The sequence below is a fragment of the Pseudoalteromonas sp. S8-8 genome (assembly GCF_000497875.1).
Taxonomy (GTDB): domain Bacteria; phylum Pseudomonadota; class Gammaproteobacteria; order Enterobacterales; family Alteromonadaceae; genus Pseudoalteromonas; species Pseudoalteromonas arctica.
Window position 1 is genome coordinate 35,321 of the sequence record NZ_AUTR01000019.1, and the last position, 19,680, is coordinate 55,000.

General features: G+C 39.5%; 17 protein-coding genes. 13 read left to right on the top strand and 4 right to left on the bottom strand.

The genetic code is table 11. The annotated features are described in order from the left end of the window. Nucleotide 1 precedes the first annotated feature (1 nt). The 8 genes from ribD to L659_RS0104790 all read left to right on the top strand — a co-directional run bounded on the left by ribD (nt 2) and on the right by L659_RS0104790 (nt 8,567). The gene (gene ribD, locus L659_RS0104755; protein WP_024589762.1) at nt 2-1,126 is read left to right on the top strand and encodes a bifunctional diaminohydroxyphosphoribosylaminopyrimidine deaminase/5-amino-6-(5-phosphoribosylamino)uracil reductase RibD; all 1,125 of its coding nucleotides are present in this window, start codon (nt 2-4) and stop codon (nt 1,124-1,126) included. A gap of 26 nt (nt 1,127-1,152) precedes the next feature. After that, on the top strand, nt 1,153-1,806 hold the full coding sequence (locus L659_RS0104760) for a riboflavin synthase (protein ID WP_007587137.1): 654 nt from the start codon (nt 1,153-1,155) through the stop codon (nt 1,804-1,806). A 29-nt stretch (nt 1,807-1,835) separates the two neighbouring features. Further along, nucleotides 1,836-2,948, top strand: coding sequence for a bifunctional 3,4-dihydroxy-2-butanone-4-phosphate synthase/GTP cyclohydrolase II (ribBA, locus tag L659_RS0104765; RefSeq protein WP_010554580.1), 1,113 nt, complete (start codon nt 1,836-1,838; stop codon nt 2,946-2,948). A gap of 100 nt (nt 2,949-3,048) precedes the next feature. Beyond that, a complete protein-coding gene (gene ribH / locus L659_RS0104770; RefSeq protein WP_007587130.1) occupies nt 3,049-3,513 on the top strand; it encodes a 6,7-dimethyl-8-ribityllumazine synthase in 465 nt (154 codons plus the stop codon). Nucleotides 3,514-3,528: 15 nt separating this feature from the next. Then, a complete protein-coding gene (gene nusB, locus L659_RS0104775; protein ID WP_007587129.1) occupies nt 3,529-3,939 on the top strand; it encodes a transcription antitermination factor NusB in 411 nt (136 codons plus the stop codon). Between the two features lie 46 nt (nt 3,940-3,985). Then, nucleotides 3,986-4,960 (top strand): thiamine-phosphate kinase, encoded by a 975-nt coding sequence (gene thiL, locus L659_RS0104780; RefSeq protein WP_024589763.1) that lies wholly within the window; start codon nt 3,986-3,988, stop codon nt 4,958-4,960. After that, nucleotides 4,957-5,442, top strand: coding sequence for a phosphatidylglycerophosphatase A family protein (locus L659_RS0104785; protein ID WP_024589764.1), 486 nt, complete (start codon nt 4,957-4,959; stop codon nt 5,440-5,442). The genes thiL and L659_RS0104785 overlap by 4 nt, the downstream gene beginning before the upstream one ends. 38 nt (nt 5,443-5,480) lie before the next feature. After that, the gene (locus tag L659_RS0104790) at nt 5,481-8,567 is read left to right on the top strand and encodes a ligand-binding sensor domain-containing diguanylate cyclase (protein ID WP_024589765.1); all 3,087 of its coding nucleotides are present in this window, start codon (nt 5,481-5,483) and stop codon (nt 8,565-8,567) included. A gap of 73 nt (nt 8,568-8,640) precedes the next feature. Here L659_RS0104790 and dxs read toward each other — a convergent pair whose 3' ends face one another. The 3 genes from dxs to L659_RS0104805 form a co-directional block, all read right to left on the bottom strand. Then, nucleotides 8,641-10,503, bottom strand: coding sequence for a 1-deoxy-D-xylulose-5-phosphate synthase (gene dxs / locus L659_RS0104795; RefSeq protein WP_007587116.1), 1,863 nt, complete (start codon nt 10,501-10,503; stop codon nt 8,641-8,643). 105 nt (nt 10,504-10,608) lie between these two features. Beyond that, complete coding sequence (gene ispA / locus L659_RS0104800) at nt 10,609-11,496, bottom strand: (2E,6E)-farnesyl diphosphate synthase (protein WP_007587115.1); 888 nt, start codon at nt 11,494-11,496, stop codon at nt 10,609-10,611. A 2-nt stretch (nt 11,497-11,498) separates the two neighbouring features. Further along, entirely contained in the window at nt 11,499-11,741 is a 243-nt protein-coding gene (locus L659_RS0104805; protein ID WP_002961738.1) for an exodeoxyribonuclease VII small subunit, read from the bottom strand. A 321-nt stretch (nt 11,742-12,062) separates the two neighbouring features. Between L659_RS0104805 and pomA the strand changes: the two genes are divergently transcribed. The 4 genes from pomA (at nt 12,063) to L659_RS0104825 (ending at nt 16,395) form a co-directional block, all read left to right on the top strand. Beyond that, on the top strand, nt 12,063-12,830 hold the full coding sequence (pomA, locus tag L659_RS0104810) for a flagellar motor protein PomA (protein WP_007587114.1): 768 nt from the start codon (nt 12,063-12,065) through the stop codon (nt 12,828-12,830). Between the two features lie 2 nt (nt 12,831-12,832). Next, nucleotides 12,833-13,753 carry a flagellar motor protein MotB gene (locus tag L659_RS0104815; RefSeq protein WP_007587113.1) on the top strand — a complete coding sequence of 307 codons (921 nt, stop codon included), beginning with the start codon at nt 12,833-12,835 and terminating at the stop codon, nt 13,751-13,753. Between the two features lie 143 nt (nt 13,754-13,896). Continuing rightward, on the top strand, nt 13,897-14,412 hold the full coding sequence (locus L659_RS0104820) for a hypothetical protein (RefSeq protein ID WP_024589766.1): 516 nt from the start codon (nt 13,897-13,899) through the stop codon (nt 14,410-14,412). 42 nt (nt 14,413-14,454) lie between these two features. Next, nucleotides 14,455-16,395 (top strand): DNA topoisomerase III, encoded by a 1,941-nt coding sequence (locus tag L659_RS0104825; protein WP_024589767.1) that lies wholly within the window; start codon nt 14,455-14,457, stop codon nt 16,393-16,395. A gap of 76 nt (nt 16,396-16,471) precedes the next feature. On the opposite strand, the gene L659_RS0104830 is transcribed toward L659_RS0104825, so the two are convergent. Continuing rightward, the gene (locus L659_RS0104830) at nt 16,472-17,782 is read right to left on the bottom strand and encodes a M20 metallopeptidase family protein (RefSeq protein ID WP_024589768.1); all 1,311 of its coding nucleotides are present in this window, start codon (nt 17,780-17,782) and stop codon (nt 16,472-16,474) included. A gap of 111 nt (nt 17,783-17,893) precedes the next feature. On the opposite strand from L659_RS0104830, the gene L659_RS0104835 reads away from it, so the two are divergent. Then, on the top strand, nt 17,894-18,751 hold the full coding sequence (locus L659_RS0104835; protein WP_024589769.1) for a tetratricopeptide repeat protein: 858 nt from the start codon (nt 17,894-17,896) through the stop codon (nt 18,749-18,751). Nucleotides 18,752-19,680 lie beyond the last annotated feature (929 nt).

A 19,680-nucleotide genomic window follows, 5' to 3' on the forward strand; every position in this document is an offset into this window, starting at 1 on the left:
AATGCAAAGCCAAACTACTTTTACCGAACATGATGAAATGTATATGGCACGCGCCATAGAGCTTGCCAAAAAAGGCCGGTTTACTACCACGCCTAATCCTAATGTTGGCTGTGTATTAGTTAAAAATAATCAAATAATTGGTGAGGGTTTTCATCAATTAGCAGGTCAAGGCCATGCTGAAGTAAATGCACTGGCAATAGCTGGTAATAGTGCACAAGGTGCAACGGCTTATGTAACGCTTGAACCGTGTAGTCATTATGGGCGTACGCCACCGTGTGCTGAAGGCTTAAAAAAGGCGGGCGTTGTAAAAGTAATTGCCGCTATGGTTGATACAAACCCACAAGTTGCAGGCAAAGGCCTTAAAATACTGAGCGATGCCGGTATTGAAGTTGCTTATGGATTACTTGAATCACAAGCTCGCGCACTTAACGTTGGCTTTTTTAAGCGAATGGAACAAGGCTTACCTTATGTGACCTGTAAAATGGCAGCAAGCATAGATGGTAAAACAGCGCTTAAAAATGGGCAAAGTAAGTGGATCACAAGTCCCGCTGCTCGCCAAGACGTACAATTATACCGAGCGCAAAGCTGCGCTATTTTAACCGGTGCCGATACCGTGTTAGTAGACGATGCTAAACTTAATGTGCGACTAAGCGAGTTGCCTTGCACGCTACCTACCGATTTACCGCTTCGCCAGCCCGTGCGTGTTATAATTGATTCACAGAATCGTTTAACGCCCAACCTTGCTTTATTTAAAATCCAAAGTGATGTAATAATATTTACGACTAAGGTTGATAAATCACTGCAATGGCCGCATTTTGTAAAGCATATTGAAGTAAGTGAAAGTAACGGCAAAGTTGATTTACAGGCTGTTTTAGAAAAGCTTGGGCAACTGCAGTTTAATAATGTTTGGCTTGAGAGCGGAGCAACACTTGCTGGTAAAATGACAGAGCTTGATTTAGTTGACGAGTTTGTTTTTTATTTGGCGCCTAAATTAATGGGCCATGATGCAAAAAGTTTAGTTAATTTTCCTGAATTGACGAGTATGCAAAACACCGTTGATTTAACATTTAATGAATGTGCGCGCATTGGTGACGATTTACGTATCACCGCGTTAAAAACTCATTAAAATCACTTAATAAAAAGAGTAGCGCTATGTTTACTGGGATAATAGAAGCCACAGGCAAAATTGCTTTATTACAAAAAAAACAAGGCGACTTAGCCATTCGTATCCAAAGTGCTGACCTTGATATGGAAGACGTAAAGCTAGGCGACAGCATTGCAACCAATGGCGTTTGCTTAACCGTAGTTGATAAACATATTGACGGTTTTAGTGCTGATTTATCTAACGAGACGATTGGTTTAACCGGTTTTGCTCACTATGCTTTAGGGCAAACGGTGAATCTTGAAAAAGCCATGCAACCTGTTTCGCGTTTAGGCGGTCATTTAGTATCTGGCCATGTTGATGGCATAGCAACTATTACAAGCATTACAGCAAACGCTCGAGCAACAGAATATTGGCTTACAACCGAAGAGAATTTAATGAAATACATCCCGTACAAAGGTTCGGTATGTATTGATGGTATAAGCCTGACAGTAAACGCTGTAGAAGGTAATAAATTCAAATTAACAATTGTTCCACATACGAGTGAGCAAACCACAATTGCTCACTTTAAAGTAGGCACTCAAGTTAATTTAGAAGTCGATCAAATTGCACGTTATTTAGAGCGCCTTATAAAAGGTGCAGAGCAACCAACGGGCTCTGATATTTCGATGAGCTTACTCGCTAAAGCGGGTTTTATTAAATAACGAAACTGATAACTTACACGAGCAAATTTATGAATTTACACAGCGCACAAGAAATCATCGACGATATTAAAGCCGGTAAAATGGTTATTTTAATGGATGATGAAGATAGAGAGAATGAAGGCGATTTAATTATTGCCGCAGAGCATATTAGTGCACAAGCTATTAATTTTATGGCGACTCATGGCCGTGGTTTAATTTGTTTAACTATGACGCAAGAGCGTTGTGAGCAACTTGATTTACCGTTAATGGTTAAAAATAATGGTGCTGCATTTTCGACTAACTTTACAATGTCGATAGAAGCATCAAAGGGTGTTACTACAGGTATTTCAGCAGCAGATAGAGCGCGTACAGTGCAAGCGGCTATAGCTAAAGGCGCAGTACCAAGTGATATCGTGCAGCCTGGTCATATTTTTCCAATTATGGCACAACCTGGCGGCGTATTAACTCGCGCAGGACATACTGAAGCTGGCTGTGATTTAGCGCGTTTAGCTGGGCTTGAAGCATCATCTGTTATTGTTGAAATACTTAATGCCGATGGCACCATGGCGCGTCGCCCTGATTTAGAAGTTTTTGCGAAAGAGCATGATATTAAAATTGGTACTATTGCTGATTTAATCGAATACCGTAACTTAAATGAAACAACAATTGAGCAAGTTGCAAAATGTAAGTTACCAACTATTCACGGTGAATTTGATTTAGTTACTTACAAAGACACAATTGACGGCCAATTACATTACGTATTGCTTAAAGGCGATATAAAAGAGCAAGAACCGACAAATGTACGTGTACATTTGCAAAGTACTTTTAACGATATCCTACTTTCAGACAGAAGTGCTGACCGTAGTTGGGGCCTTTCAGAAGCAATGGCTTATATCGCTAAAAATGAAGGTGCTTTAGTTATTTTAGGTAAGCAAGAAAGCACTGAAGAATTAGAGGCAACTGTAAAAGCATTCGCAGCAGCTGATGCTGGCGAAAGCGTTACGCCTCGTAAATTCAAAGGTACATCTCGTACTGTTGGCGTAGGCTCGCAAATACTTGCAGATCTTGGAATTAAACAAATGCGATTAATGAGTCGCCCTAAAAAGTACCATGCACTTTCGGGCTTTCATTTAGAAGTTGTTGATTATGTTGAGCCACAATAAGCGTCACGCTTAAACTAGGCTATTATTTTATTTTTATGGTATGATGCGCAGCAATTTTTGCGCAATCGCAACCGCTTGAACTTATTTTTAGGGTTATCAAATGAAAATTATTGAAGGTAGTAAGTACGCTCCTGGCAAAAAGTTTGCCATTGTCATTTCTCGTTTTAATGACTTTATCGGTAGCAGCCTCCTTGCAGGTGCTGTTGATGAGCTAAAACGCACTGGTGGTGTATCTGATGACGACATTACCGTTATTTATGTACCAGGCGCGGTAGAATTACCTTTAGCGGCTAAACGCGTTGCGGCAAAAAAAGAGTATGATGCAATCATCGCATTAGGCGTAGTGATCAGAGGTGGTACACCACACTTTGACCTAGTTGCTGGCGAATCAAACAAAGGTCTTGCGCAAGTATCACTTGAGTATGATATCCCGGTTGCATTTGGCGTATTAACCACAGAAAGCATTGAACAAGCAATTGAGCGTGCTGGCACCAAAATGGGCAATAAAGGCGGCGAAGCTGCTTTAGGCGCGCTTGAAATGGTTAATGTGTTAGATAAAATTTAAGTTTAAGGAATTTTTGTGAAACCAGCAGCAAGACGTAAAGCACGTATCTTAGCACTCCAAGCCGTTTATTCTTGGCAAATAAGTGGCAATTTAATTGCCGATATCGAACAACAAATGTTGATCGAAACAGACGTTACTAAAATTGATGTTGAATACTTTAAAGATTTAGCGACGGGTGTTGCTGTAAATTATAAGCAACTAGACGAAGCTGTATCACCACATTTAACACGTCCGTTTAATGACTTAGATATGGTTGAGCGCGCAATTTTACGTTTAAGCAGCTATGAGCTTAAGTTCCGTGAAGATGTACCTTATAAAGTTGCTATCAACGAAGGTATTGAGCTGGCCAAAATATTTGGCGCTGAAGACAGCCATAAATTTGTAAACGGTGTACTTGATAAAGCTGTTAAGCATTTACGCAAGTAAGTAAACCGTTAAAGAGGGGAGCCGGCATAGGCCGGCTTTTTTGTGTATGAAGGAATTTGAATTAATTAACCGCTACTTTAAAGGTCGCGGGATCACCCGTCGTGATGTAAACCTAGGTATAGGGGATGATTGCGCTTTAGTAACCGTTCCACAAAACTGCCAACTTGCCGTTACAACAGATACTCTTGTTGCTGGCGTACACTTTTTTGATGATATTTCCCCTCGTGCATTAGGTCACAGAGCGCTTGCTGTTAATTTAAGTGACTTAGCGGCAATGGGCGCTGAGCCAACATGGGTTTCAGTTGCGTTAACCTTGCCAAGTATTGACCCACAGTGGATTGAAGAGTTTACTGAAGGCATGCATGAAATTGCAGAATACTTTAATGTGCAAATTATAGGTGGCGATACTACTCAGGGCCCATTAACTATCACTATTTGTGCAAAAGGGACTGTACCAGAAGGTACTGCACTTCGCCGTAGTGGTGCGAAAGTGGGTGATTGGGTTTATGTTACAGGTCCGCTAGGTGACGCTGGACTTGCAATTGAGTCTCGCAAACAAGGTATAAGTATTGAGCCAGAGCATTTAAAGTACTTAAATAAGCGCTTTGACTTTCCAACACCGCGTGTTGCTGCAGGACAGGTATTGCGAGGCCTTGCATCATCGGCTATTGATGTATCGGACGGTTTAATCGCTGATTTAAGTCATATACTTGATATGTCGCAAGTAAATGCAGTTGTGAATATTGAAAGTATTCCGACTTCAGATGCAATGCAAGCAAGCCTTGATTTTAATCAGCAGCTGCCATTTATTCTCAGTTACGGTGATGATTACGAATTAATTTTTACTGTACCTGATAGCAATAAAAGTATGCTAGATATAAAACTGCGTCAATATGGTGTAGATGCAACATGCATAGGCCAAATTAAAAGTGGCGATGGTCAAATTGAACTATTACACAACGGTGAAAAGTTTGATTTTAAGCAGCAAGGTTTTGAGCATTTTGCAAAGGAGCTGGTTTGAACAAAAACCGAAAGTTTAATTTAAAGCGCCCACATCAGTTTTTTGGTTTGGGTTTTGGTACTGGGTTAGCCCCTAAAGCGCCTGGCACATTTGGCACTTTTGCTGCACTGCCATTCATTTTTATGACTATGTATTATCCGCTATGGTTGCAAATTGTGTTTGCCGTAGTGATCAGTATATTTGGTATATGGGTCTGTGGTAAAACGGCTGATGATTTAGGCGTGCACGACCATCCTGCTATTGTATGGGATGAAGTGGCAGGCTATTACATTACAATGATTGGTGCAGCACTTAGCTGGCAAACATTACTCGTTGGTTTTTTGTTATTTCGCTTTTTTGATATAGCAAAACCTGGCCCAATCCGTATGCTAGACAAACGAGTACATGGTGGTTTAGGTATTATGGCCGATGATATACTTGCGGGCGTTTTTTCGCTTATATGCTTACAGGCGCTAATAAAAGTGGGTTTACTACCCTTTTAATTTTTTATATTTGATTTGTTTAACTAGGTGGCAGCAATATGATGCGATTTTTACTGGTTTGTGTACTGATGTTGTGCGCGACACCAAGTTGGGCTTCAATTAGTGATTACGTAGTTAAGCAATGGAATATAAAAGATGGTCTACCTTCGCAATCACTTAAAAGCGTAGTACAAGACCAGCAAGGCTATATGTGGCTTGGTACTCAGTTTGGCTTAAGCCGTTTTGATGGCACAACATTTACAAACTACAACACGCAAAATAGCCCGTTCTTGCCTAGTAATGGTATTAATAAACTTTTAGTCGATTCTAGTGGCTTATTGTGGGTAGGTACTAAAAGTGGCTTGGTAGTTATTAATCCTGCCACATTTGCAGCACAAGAGTTTAATATTAAAGGTCCAGTAAGAGATATTCTTGAGGACTCTAAAGGCAGCATATGGATTGCGGCTAATGGTTTATACTATGTAGATAGAGGGCAAGTTGATTTACGCACTCAAGTAAATGGCCCCCTACCTATTGTTAATGCTACCGTAATTACCCAAATTGTTGGCTCTGTTAGCCAAATGGCACTCTCTCCTGAAGGTATTTGGCTGGTTAATGATCGTCATTTATTACGCCTTACTAAAAACTCATCAGATTTCTCTAAACTACGTTTAGAGCTTACCGCTAAAATATCGTTACCAGAGCGCTTAGCGCAAACCATAGTGCACGATTTATCATTCTTAAACGGTAATTTGTATATAGCCTCTGAGCTAGGTGCATACTTTTTAGATTTAGATGACGAACTAAGACCTTTTCCTTTACCTAATGCAAATAACTCAGCCGTTTATAAGTTTATGAGTGATACCGATGGTGGCTTATGGGTTTCGACTTATGGACGTTTATTATTTAGAGATAAAACCGGTGAGTGGCAATGGGTAGAGCCAAGCCAACTTGATCAAAGCATATGGTTTGCTGATATTTTTAGAGATGATAAAAATAACGTTTGGTTAGCAAGTTTTAGTGAAGGCTTATGGCTTGCCCATGAAGGGCGGGTAGAAAGGCATTCAGCAGTTTCAGATATGACCGAGTCTGTTATGGCTATTAGCCAAGCTCCAGATGGAAAACTGTGGGTTGCTAACAAAAGCGGCATTGGTTATTTCGATTTAGATAAAAGTTTTATTAATTTAGTTCCAAGTAGTAAATATGGATACGCGTCAGTACACGATCTACAATTCGATGGTGAACGATTATATATAGCCACGGGGCGCGGCTTATTTGTTTTTGAAAACAAGACACTCTATACCGTCCCTGGTCGAGCGCTTCGCGATAACCCGGTATTTGCAATAAGTCGCTCTAGTAAAGGCGGTTTTTGGATTGGTACCGGACGCGGTTTATATCGATTAAATTATGCTGGTTTAACACCTTTTGCATATAATGCTTTTTTAGGTAGTAAGTTTATTACCTACGTATTGGATAAAACAAACTTTGGTGTGATTGGTACTAGTAAAGGCGCATATTACTTTACAGACCGTGGCATTGAAAAAATTGGTGACCAAACAACACTTGAAAGTGCATACGTAACTAGCGTGCTACATATAGATGGCGTGGGTATTTTGATCGGCTCTCTTAACGATGGGCTTTTTTACAGAAGTACGCAAGGGCAGTGGCGTCAACTCGATGCAGCTAATGGTTTACCGTATGGGTCTATATTTAGCCTAGAATATGATGAAAAGTTAAAACATGTTTGGGTAAGCACCATGAAAGGTGTTTACAGAATGCCTGTAGAGCAATTTAAAACAGAGATAAAAAGCTTAAAAGTTGAAGAAGTGATTTCATCTTTTGACCGTCAACTCGATGGTAAAGCGAATCAATGTTGTAGTGGACTTGGGCATGATGCGGTAGCAGACACCGGCAATTCTATTTGGTACCCAAGCTTACAAGGTGTTGTTGAAATACCTAAAAATGTAGAGCTATTTGGTGTGCTTGCATTAAAGCCAACAATAGAAACAATAACAACACCACTTCGTCATTTAACCACCGCTGCGCTTGGTAAAAAACCATCATTAGAAACAGACGAGCGTGATATAACGCTAACTTACACAGCTATTGATTATTATGCACCAAACAGTATTGAATTTAGATATAAACTAAGTGGCTTAGATAGTGACTGGCGCTATGCTAATACGCGACGTGAAGCTATTTATACTAACTTGCCTCCAGGCTCGTTTTTGTTTCAATTAGAAGCGAAGCGCCAAGGTGAAGACTGGACTAAAGCGCAAGAAGTAGAATACGGTTTTGTAGTGCCTGAGCGCTTTGACGAAACTATTTACTTTAGGCTTTTAATTACCAGTGGCTTTATTTTGCTTTTCTACCTTATTTTTTGGGTGTTTAGAGCGCAAGAGCGTAGAAAACAAGAAGCATTAGAGGGCTTGATCACCGAGCGTACCTTAGAGCTTCGTCAAGCTAATGATAAATTAGGCCAAGTTAATTCACAGCTTAAATTAGTTAGTCACTCAGATGAGTTAACAGGGCTGCGTAGCCGTCGCTTTTTGTTTGATCAACTCCCTAAAGATATTGAACACTTTCAACGTAATTCACAATCGCTGCAGGCACAAGGCAAGTCACTGGTGCTGGTAATTATTAACTTTGATAATTTCAGCCGTATCAATGATGCCTATGGCCCAATTGCAGGTGATAGCTGCTTACAGCAAATGGCTGCATTATTAAATTCGCGTACGCAGGGCTCTGACTATGTGGCACGTTGGAGTGGTGATGAGTTTTTACTATTATTACGTGATTTTAAATGCAATAAAATAGACAGCTATGCTTCAGATCTTTGTAAAGTAATAGCGGCTAATTTATTCCAATTACCAAATGGAAAAACAACTAATATCACGGCATCAATTGGTTGGTCATTTTATCCATTACCACTTTTGGGTGGGCAGGTAATTAGCTGGGAAACATCTATTAACCTAGCTGATATTTCACTACACCAAGTTAAAAAGCGCGGTGGTGATGGTGTTGCAAATATTACGTTTGATGATCAGCTTGATGCATTTGAGTTTGAACAAAATTCTAACGTTGATCAACAATTAGGTATTTTACAAAGCAATGGCCTAGCTGATATTAAAGTGTGGATGCGCTGATAAGCAATATTTGATATTAAAAAAGGAGCCTAGGCTCCTTTTTTAATATGCTCAACTTTAGATGTATAGGAAGTTAATTAATAAACGCTTTAATAGCGGTTAATATTCCTTGCTCGCCTAACCCCATTTCATCGTGCATTTCATCTTGGGTGCCGTGTTTAATAAACTCATCAGGAATACCTAAGTTAAGGATATTAATATCAGCTTTTTGCGTTGCTAAGAATTCGTTAACTGCAGAGCCGGCACCGCCAGCAATCGCATTATCTTCAAGCGTAACAATTACATCGTGGCTAGTTGCAAGCTCATTTAAAAGTGCGGTATCAAGTGGTTTAATAAAACGCATATTAACAAGCGTTGCATCTAATTCATCTGCAGCAAGCTGTGCATTTTCAAGTAATGTACCGAACGATAAAATGGCAATTTTACTGCCTTTCTTAATTGTATCTGCCTTGCCTATTTCAAGCAGTTGCATAGTGCTTTCAATGTCTGCAGTACCTGCACTACCTCGAGGATAACGAACTGCAACAGGGCAGTTTGCTTTATAACCGGTGTATAGCATTTGACGGCACTCGTTGGTATCGCTTGGTGCCATAATTACCATATTTGGAATGCAGCGCATAAAGCTTAAATCGTACGCACCTTGGTGAGTTTCACCATCGGCTCCCACAATACCAGCGCGGTCAATGGCAAATAATACAGGTAAGTTTTGCAGTGCAACATCATGTATTAATTGGTCATACGCACGTTGTAAAAAGCTCGAGTAAATAGCAACAACAGGTTTTAAACCTTCACATGCAAAACCAGCAGCTAAAGTAACGGCATGCTGCTCAGCAATAGCTACATCAAAGTATTGATCTGGATGCTCTTTAGAAAAACGTACCATGCCTGAACCTTCGCGCATTGCAGGCGTGATAGCCATTAACTTGCTGTCTTGTTCGGCCATATCACATAACCAATCGCCGAATACTTTTGAAAAAGTAGCAGCACTAGGTTTAGATTTAGGTAGGCTAGTTGTGCTCGGATCGAATTTTGGTACACCATGGTAGCCAATAGGATCGGCTTCAGCCGGTTTGTAGCCCTTACCTTTTTGGGTTTTTATATGTAAAAGCTGTGGGCCTTTTAAATTACGCATATTACGTAATGTATCTACAAGCATGTTTACATCGTGACCATCAATGGGACCAATGTAATTTAGGCCTAATTCTTCAAAGAAGGTACCTGGGATCATCATGCCTTTAATGTGCTCTTCCATTTTACTGGCAAGTTGCTTTACCGGAGGCACCCCTGAGAGTAACTTTTTACTACCTTCACGAATGTTAGTATAAAAGCTACCTGATAAAATTCGAGCAAAGTGATTTGTTAATGCGCCAACATTTTCAGAAATCGACATTTCGTTATCATTTAAAATAATAAGCATGTCTGATTTTACATCACCTAAATGATTCATCGCTTCAAATGCCATGCCTGCGGTTATAGCTCCGTCACCAATAATGGCTACAGACTTTCGACCTTTACCTTCTTTTTGTGCAGCAATAGACATACCTAAAGCAGCCGAAATAGAGGTGCTTGAATGGCCTACGCTAAACGTATCGTATTGGCTTTCATCGCGAAAAGGAAAAGGGTGCAAACCGTCTTTTTGGCGAATAGTGTGCATTTGCTCGCGACGACCAGTAAGAATTTTATGCGGATAAGCTTGATGACCCACATCCCAAACTAGGCGATCGTCTGGAGTGTTATAAACATAATGCAGCGCAACGGTTAGTTCAACCGTCCCTAAACCAGACGCTAGATGACCGCTACTTTGCGATACTGAGTTGAGTAAATAATCGCGCAGCTCATTGCTAAATGCAGGGAGTTTGTCTTGCGCTAAGTCACGCAATTGGGCTGGCTCGTCAACCAAATTAAGTAATGGATACTTGCTACTATCAAGTGTCATGGTTTTATATATATCCTTCGCTAACATTAATTAATTCAAAGCTTTTACGAATAATTAATGTTGAGTAATAATGTCAGTGCTAATTGCAATACGTATGAGCAAAAATTAGTGGTCACGCTCAATTAGGTAATTTGCTAGCGACGCAAGAAGTGTTGTGTCAGCATCTATATTTGCTAACGCTTCATGGGCTTGTTGTATTAAATTTTGCGCCTTTTCTTTAGCGCCTAGCATACCTAATAACGCCGGATATGTCGCTTTATTCGCGGCAATATCGGAGCCTTGTGGCTTTCCTAAAATAACTGTATCGCCTTCAACATCTAAAATGTCGTCGTGTACTTGAAATGCTAGCCCTATAGCATACCCAAAAACACTTAAATTTTCTAAGGTTTGTTGATCAGCCTTTTCACTGCACAGTGCACCAAGTGTAATTGCGCAATTAATTAGAGCCCCGGTTTTTAGCTTATGTATTCGCTCAAGCTCTTGTACGGTAATCACTTTATCAGTTGCTGCTATATCAAGGCCTTGTCCGCCAACCATACCCTGAAGGCCTGATGCGTGGGCAAGTGTAGCAATCATTTTTACTTGTGTTTGCGATGAGCATTCAAATTTGTGATTCGCAATAAGCTCAAAAGCAAGAGTTTGAAGAGCATCACCGGCTAAAATTGCATTTGCCTCGCCAAACTCTATATGACAAGTAGGGCGTCCGCGGCGTAAGTCGTCGTCGTCCATTGCTGGTAAGTCATCATGGACTAACGAATAGCTATGAATACACTCAATTGCAGCAGCAAGTACGTTTAAGTCTTGATGGTTTGCGCCGAGCATTTTACCTGTGGCATAAACTAAAAATGGACGTAATCTTTTACCGCCATTAAATAATCCATACTGGGTGGCGTTCTTTACCGTTTCTTCTGTATCGAGAGGCTGGTTAAAATGCTGTTGTAAGGTCGCTACTACATCTTTTTGAGCACGTTCAATATGATTTTTTATGCTCACAGCTATTCCATATCATTATCAAAATTTGTAAGTACTGACTTTTCGCCATTCCCCATCAAAATTGATACTTTTTGTTCTGCTTGCTGTAATTTCCCTGATGAAGCACTTGCTAATGCAATTCCACGCTCAAATTGCTTTAACGATTGCTCAAGCGATAAGTCACCTTGTTCCATGTCACTAACGATTGTAGATAATTCTTCTAGTGCTTGTTCGAAACTTAAGTTTTCAGGTTTTTTAGTCGCCATCTTTATTTCAGCTTACATAATAAATTTAGGGGTCAATTTTAGGGGGAATGCTAAACTAGGTCAAAGGATGATATTGGTTTTTTACCTTTATAACGTTAAATTATATTTCAAGTGCATTAATAAAGCCTTAATAGCGGTCTGTTGGTTTAATAAATCAATTGATAATTAGGTAGCCCTTATAACTTGATCTAAGATAGTGCTAAAGGCTGCTTTTTATGTTTATTTATAAAAATGGCTTAAGCAATTCAATATGTTGCCGATAAGCAGTTAATAATAAAAGTTTATGATAAGGCCATTAAGCATGAAACTTCTGGAGGAAATGTGGATTTAGCAACCATAATCGGGATCCTAGGCGCAATTGGCTTAATTGTCATGTCTATGTTTATGAGTAGTAGCGGTGAAATGGCTATGTTTTACAATACCCCGTCTGTGGTTATTGTATTTGGTGGTTCACTCTTTATTGTTTTATCAAACTTCACCATGTCGCAATTTTTGGGGATAGGTAAAGTTGTTGCCAAAGCGTTTATGTTTAAAATCGAAACGCCAGAAATACTTATCGAAAAAGCAGTAGAACTTGCGGATTCAGCTCGTAAAGGCGGTTTTTTAGCACTCGAAGAAGCTGAAATTCCAAACCCCTTTATGCGCAAAGGCGTCGATATGCTCGTTGATGGCCACGACGCAGATGTAGTTCGCGCTACACTTCAAAAAGATATTTCTCTAACCACGACTCGCCATGAATTGGGCGCGGGTTTATTTAAGTCGTTAGCTGATATAGGGCCTGCAATGGGTATGATTGGTACTCTAATTGGTTTGGTTGCAATGTTGTCTAACATGGATGACCCAAAGGCAATTGGTCCGGCAATGGCAGTAGCACTATTAACAACTTTATATGGCGCGTTTTTAGCCAATGTTGTGGCAATTCCTATTCAGGTAAAACTCGAACTGCGTAAAGACGAGGAAGCTATGAATCAGCGTTTAATTTTGGATGCTATTTTAGGTATACAAGATGGTCAGAATCCAAAAGTAATCGAAGGTATTTTGAAAAATTACTTAGCTGAATCTAAACGCAAAGTAGATACCGAGGAGTAACTATGTCTGATCAAGAGTGTAAATGCCCACCACCAGGTCTACCTGCATGGATGGGAACGTTTGCCGATTTAATGTCACTGTTAATGTGCTTTTTTGTACTCTTGCTCGCGTTTTCAGAAATGGATGTACTTAAGTTTAAACAAATTGCGGGCTCTATGAAGTTTGCTTTTGGTGTGCAGAATAAAATTGAAGTAAAAGACATCCCTAAAGGTACCTCTGTTATTGCCATGGAGTTTACCCCAGGCAAACCAGAGCCAACCCCAATAGAAACCATTCAGCAGCAAACAGTCGAAATGACTCAACAAATGTTAGAGTTTCAGGCTGGCGATGAAAGTTCAGCAGGCGGCAGGCAAGAACAGCGCGGGGATAAACGCGGTGGTGAATCTCGTAGTACCTCACAAGAAGAATCTTCTGAGCAAGCAACTTCAGCAGCCGATCAGGAGCAAACTAACGAGCTTGTTAAAAAGATAGCGCAGCAGCTTGAAAAGCAAATAATCGATGGCGCAATTGAGCTTGAGTCTTTAGGGCAGCAAATAATTATTCGCATTAGAGAGAATGGTTCATTTCCTTCAGGTAGTGCATTTTTACAACCTAAGTTTAAACCTATAATTCAAGATATCGGTGTGCTGTTAAAAGATGTACCCGGTGAAATAACAGTATCTGGCCATACAGATGATTTTCAGGTATCGAATGAGTTATATATTAATAATTGGGACCTATCATCAAAGCGTGCTGTAGCCGTTGCAAGTGAACTGCAAAAAGTCCAAGGATTTGATAAAACCCGAATGATGGTGGTTGGTCGAGCTGAAACACGACCACTTGTACCGAATGACACAGATGAAGATCGCCGCAGGAATCGCCGAGTAGAAATATCTATATTACAAGGTAAAGCAAAAGAGTCAGCTCCTATCGACGTAAGGTAGTACTGCTTGGCAAAGCTTATTTTTTAGCTTAAAGTAAAACTCCTTAACAATTGTAATGGAGTACTTATGAAAATAATAAATAAATATTGTTATATGCCGGGCAACGGAACTGGTGGAGACGATGATAAGACTAAAGAATAACCATGCCTTTATGGGTTGATAAAGTAATCTTTTTTCTTGAACTTAGCTGGGTTTTATTTTTAATCCCGGCTATTTTTATTTTCTATTTACGTAAAGATTTTTTGGCATTACGGTTTGTATGTATAACAGGAGCATTTTTTTTATTTGGTGCACTTATATTCGATTCTTTAAAAGAGTTTGATAAAGATATTTATATATATAGGTATCTTGTTTGGGCGTTTAATGACATTGCTTGGATGGCACTTATTGCATATCTAGGTTTAAAAGATAAAGTTTATTTATGGCAATGTGTGGTAGGTCAGTTAGTTGTTATTATGGCACCAATTTTACAACTTTTTCGTGTTGTTGATCGCCACCTTTGGGATTTATCTTATAGTACGCTGATCTATAAAACGCTTTTACCTTTAATTAATATAGGCACTGTAGTGGTGTGCTATCTTCCGCTGATTTATTTAGTGATCAAAAATAATAAAGTTGTAACCAGTAATGGTTATAAAAAAGCCCCTCCTTTAAAATAGTTGTGCTAAACTACTGTTTATATGAACAGTGGTGAGCAAGCTATGAAACTCTACATTGCAGAAAAACCTTCACTTGGACGCGCTATTGCTGATGCGTTACCAAAACCACATAAAAAACACGATGGTTATATAGAAGTCGCTAATGGCGATTGTGTATCGTGGTGTATTGGGCATTTGCTAGAACAAGCAGAACCTGATGACTATGATGAGCGTTTTAAAAAGTGGCAGTTTGAACACTTGCCTATAATACCTGAGCAATGGAAGCTAAAAGCTAAAACCAAAACACGTAAACAGCTCACTGTTTTAAAAAAATTAATTAAACAAGCTTCGCAACTTATTCACGCTGGCGATCCAGACCGTGAAGGCCAGCTATTAGTCGATCAAGTAATTGAAGAAGCTAAAATAAGTCAGGCTAAAAAGCAGAGTACACAACGTTTACTCATTAGTGATTTAAACTTATCGGCAGTAAAAAAATCATTGAGTAATATGCGCTCTAATCGAGACTTTATTCCGTTAAGTGTATCTGCTTTAGCACGCTCTCGTGCTGATTGGCTATTTGGTATGAATTTAACGCGTGCATATACATTAGCGGGTCAAAAAGCAGGATTTGGTAATGTACTTTCGGTAGGACGGGTACAAACCCCTATTTTAGGGCTTGTTGTTAATAGAGATAACGAAATAGCACACTTTGTATCTAAGCCTTTTTACGATGTACTGGCGCATTTACTTACTCCAGATAACCAGCCATTCATAGCTAAGTGGGTTCCTAGTAAAGCATGTGAGCCACATCAAGATGAAGAAGGGCGAATACTTAACAAAGCACTCGCAGAAAATGTTGCTTCGCGTATTACCAAACAAAATGCTGAGCTTACAGCGCTTGAGCAAAAACAAAAAAAACAAAGTGCTCCATTACCTTATAATTTATCTGCACTGCAAATAGATGCGGCTAAAGCATTTGGAATGCCGGCTCAAAAAGTGTTGGATATTTGCCAAATACTTTATGAGCGACATAAATTAATTACCTACCCACGCTCGGATAATCGTTATTTACCTAAAGATCACCATCAAGATGCATCTGCTATTTTTAAAGCTATAAGTGCTAATGGTGGGCAAAGCACCGAATTGGTAAATGGGGCTGATGTAAAAAAGCGTAGTAAATGTTTTAACGGTTCAAAAGTGGCTGCCCATCATGCCATTGTCCCTACGGCTAAGCAGTTAAAGTCAGCGAGTTTGAGCGGTGACGAAGCGAAGGTATATCAATTAATAAGCCGCCATTATCTAATTCAGTTTTATCCCGACTATATATATAACGAAACTAAAGCAGAGATAACAATCGCTGGCGGATTATTTAAAGCAAATGCAAAACAAGATGTAAGCTTAGGCTTTAAGGTATTAATGGGTAAGTCTGAATTAAAAGATGAAGCTACGTTACCTCCTTTAACAGAAGGTATGTCTCTTTTTTGTGAGCAAGGCGAAGTAGTCGAAAAGCATACATCACCCCCAGCTTATTTTACTGATGCTACATTATTGGCTGCGATGACCGGCATTAGTCGTTACGTTAAAGATCCACAAATTAAAAAAGTATTAAAAGACACTGATGGTTTAGGTACGGAGGCAACACGTGCGGGAATAATCGAGTTGCTATTCAAGCGGCGTTTTTTAAAACGTGAAGGTAAGTCAATTAGAGCGACCGAAACGGGACTTGCCCTTATTAGCGTATTACCACAAGGTTTAGCGAGTCCTGATTTAACCGCAAAGTGGGAATCGAGCTTAGGTGATATTGCGCAGCAAGTAATGAGTTATCAGCAATTTTTACAGCCGTTACTTGCCGACTTAAATGGGTTTGTACAATTAGCAGCAAACTGCGATAGCAATGCATTTGCAAGGTTACCAAAAAGCTCACCTAAAAAACGTTTTGCTAAACGAGGTGGAAAAGCGACCTTTAAAAAGTCGAGTTATAAAAAAAGCTCTGTTGCTAGTTAGCTACAGAGCCATTTTATTAAACGATATCACTTAACCTGAACTCTGCTTGAGATAGATTTATTATCCAGAATTCAGGTTACTTATTAAATAAAGCAACAGCAGCATTACTCATTGCTTTTATTCCGGTAGGGATAGCAACTTTATAATCTGGTGCAAATTTACTAGAGTGTAGGGAAGGGAGTACTTCACCTGTTTTTATCGAATCTGCATATTGTGCTTGGTTTACGCCACCTAGCCAAAATAAGGTAATAGGGATGTTTTCATCGGTGCGTCCGTATAGGCCAAAGTCTTCACCCGCCATTACAGCTTGTGTTTCAAGCACATTGGTATCACCAATTGCGCTGGCAATAGAGTTTCTAACAATGTCTGTTTGTGCAGGGTTATTATAAGTAGATGGAATAGATTCATCTTCATGTACATATACTACAGGGTAGTTTGATTCATTTAGGCCAGCACTTTGTGCAATACCTGCCGTGATTCGTTTTATTGCTGCTATTTGAGCACTTCTAACATTTGGGTTATAGCTTCTGAGAGTGAGTTGTAGTTTTACTTCATCCGAAATCACATTATGTTTTGAGCCACCATGAATAGACCCAACCGTAATAACCGAAGGCTCTAGCGGTGAAAGTTCTCGGCTTGTGATTGTTTGCAGAGCAAGTACTGTGCGTGCAGCTATAATCACAGGGTCTATAGTTGTATGCGGATAAGCACCATGACCACCTTTACCTTTTATTGTAATATCGACAGAATCTACACTTGCCATAGTGTATTCATTTTTCATTGATACCTTACCAGCGGGGACGCTAGCACTTACATGCAAAGCAATTATATGATCAGGTTTTTCATATTTACTAAATAGTCCTTCGCCTAACATGGCTTTAGCACCCCCACCAACTTCTTCGGCAGGCTGTGCAACCATCATCAAAGTGCCTTTCCATTGATCTTTGTGTACTATTAATTGCTCAGCAGTACCAATAAAAGAGCTCATGTGAATATCGTGGCCACAACCGTGCATTACACCTACTTTAGCACCATGCTCGTCTATTACTTTAACTTTTGAGGCATAGGACTTTCCTGTCTGCTCTATAATAGGTAAGCCATCGGTGTCAGTACGGATCATCACGGTTGGACCGTTTCCGTTTTTGTAAATGCCGACAACACCAAAGCCACCTACATTACTTGTTACTTTAAAACCCAGCTGAGTTAATTTATCCGCTATTTTATTACCCGTTTTTTGTTCGTGATAAGAAAGCTCTGGCGATTGGTGTAAATCGAGGTAAAACTTTTCTATAGCTGGCATGGTTTTGCTTAAATTCAAATCGAGTCCATTTGCTTGTACTAATGGGCTTGCTAATAAAAGTATTGCACTTAGATAAGTTAATTTCATGTTTTCCCTCATTGTTGAATATGTATACCGGATGATTTAGGTATATGACTTGTAATTATTATGTTCACCACCATATAAAAACCTAAATAGATGAATATGGCAATCAATTCAATGAGCAACATAGTTAGTATTAATGCGCAAAACCTTCAACAAGTACTCGGTGAAACATCACAACAAAAATTGGTGTTGCTTAACTTTTTCTCTCCTCAAAGTCCTGACTGCATCGGACAGGCTGCAATTTTAGATAAAGTAGCGGCAGAATATGCAAGCTATATAGTAGTAGCAAACCTAGATTGCGATGCAGAGCAAGCACTCGCATCTCAACTTGCGCAACAAGTTGGTCTGCAAACACTGCCTACGCTTGTATTATTAAAAGACTCTGCACCAGTAGATTTACTTGCAGGTGTTCAAAGTGAGGCACAAATACGCGAAGCCCTAGCAAAGCATTTACCTGCGCAACAAGACTTACTGTTAGAGCAAGCAAAACAAGCGTTATTAAAGTCAGATTTAAATGCTGCATTTAATTATGCAAAGCAAGCTTATGAAATAGACAGTGGTAATGCACGCATCAAATTAGTGCTTGCAGACATATGTATTCAAATTCACAAGGTAGATGAAGCCCAAGCGCTTATAAATACAATAGACGCACAAGAGCAAGATGCTTACTTTAATAATATAAAAGCAAAATGCGAAGCTGCGCTTGAAGCAAAAGACTCACCAGAGATTAAAGAAAAGCAACAACAAGTAGAAAAGTACCCTAATGACCTAGAATTAAAAGAAGAGCTCAGTATTTTACTCAATGAAGCAGGCAGAAAAGAAGAAGCATTGGATATACTATTTACAGTGCTTCAAAAAGATCTGAATTTCAATGAAGCGAAACCAAGCTTTTTAGCCATTATTGCCTCTTTACCCGATGGTGATGCGCTCGCAGCAAAGTATCGTCGCAAGTTATATAGTATTTTATACTAGGGTCTGTTGCTCTTTGCGGATTAAAATTTGTTCAAACTAGGGGGTGTTTAATCGCGGCGCGAGATTTGTAACCTAGTGGGCTCGGTAACTGCTCCTGCGTTACCCTACTGGCTTACATCCATGTAAGAATAAGTAAAAACCGAGTAACAAAGAGTAAATAGCCTCTAGGAAGAACCCTTTGGGCAGCGCCTGTTTGGCATTAATGCTACGTTATCGCCTATTTATGGGGAGTAACCACACTACATAGGCTATGCCTTGCCTGAATACCAAACAGGCTGCTGCAAATTTAACCTTGAAAGATAAACAGACCCTAGATTCTAATAACTATTACTTTTGAGAAGCACCTATATAGGGTGCTTTTTGTATTTTTAGGGTTTTAATTAAAAGCTTTAGTATGGTTTAGCTATGTAAAAACAAGAGTTATCAACAGGTTTTTGTGGGTAACTTGTGCTTATCATGTGTGCTTGCTTGGGGCTTAATTTTAATTACTATTTTATACAAAAAACGCTTGCGTAAAATCCGCCGCTCCCTATAATGCGACCCCACTGAGACGGGAAACGCCAACGCATAGCGAGGCACGAACAAATCAGAGAGTTAAATAAAACTTCGGTTTTAAATTGTCGAAAGAAAGTTTAAAACTAAGTGTTGACTCGAAAAATAAAGGGTGTATTATTCGCATCCCTTGAGACGCTAAAGCGAATCAAAACGTTCTTTAACAATATAAAGCAATCATCTGTGTGGGCACTCGTACAGATTGAGTTCTAACAGCCAAGCTACTTAGGTAGCGAGGCAAACAAATTAGAGTCTCAATTGAAACTGAGTGACCATATGTTATTAAAAGATTCAGCCTTGAGCTGTTTTGATTTCACTTTTTTTAAAAGTGAAAATAATAACGCACAGTCAATTCGTTTTTGGCAACAAAAACAAAA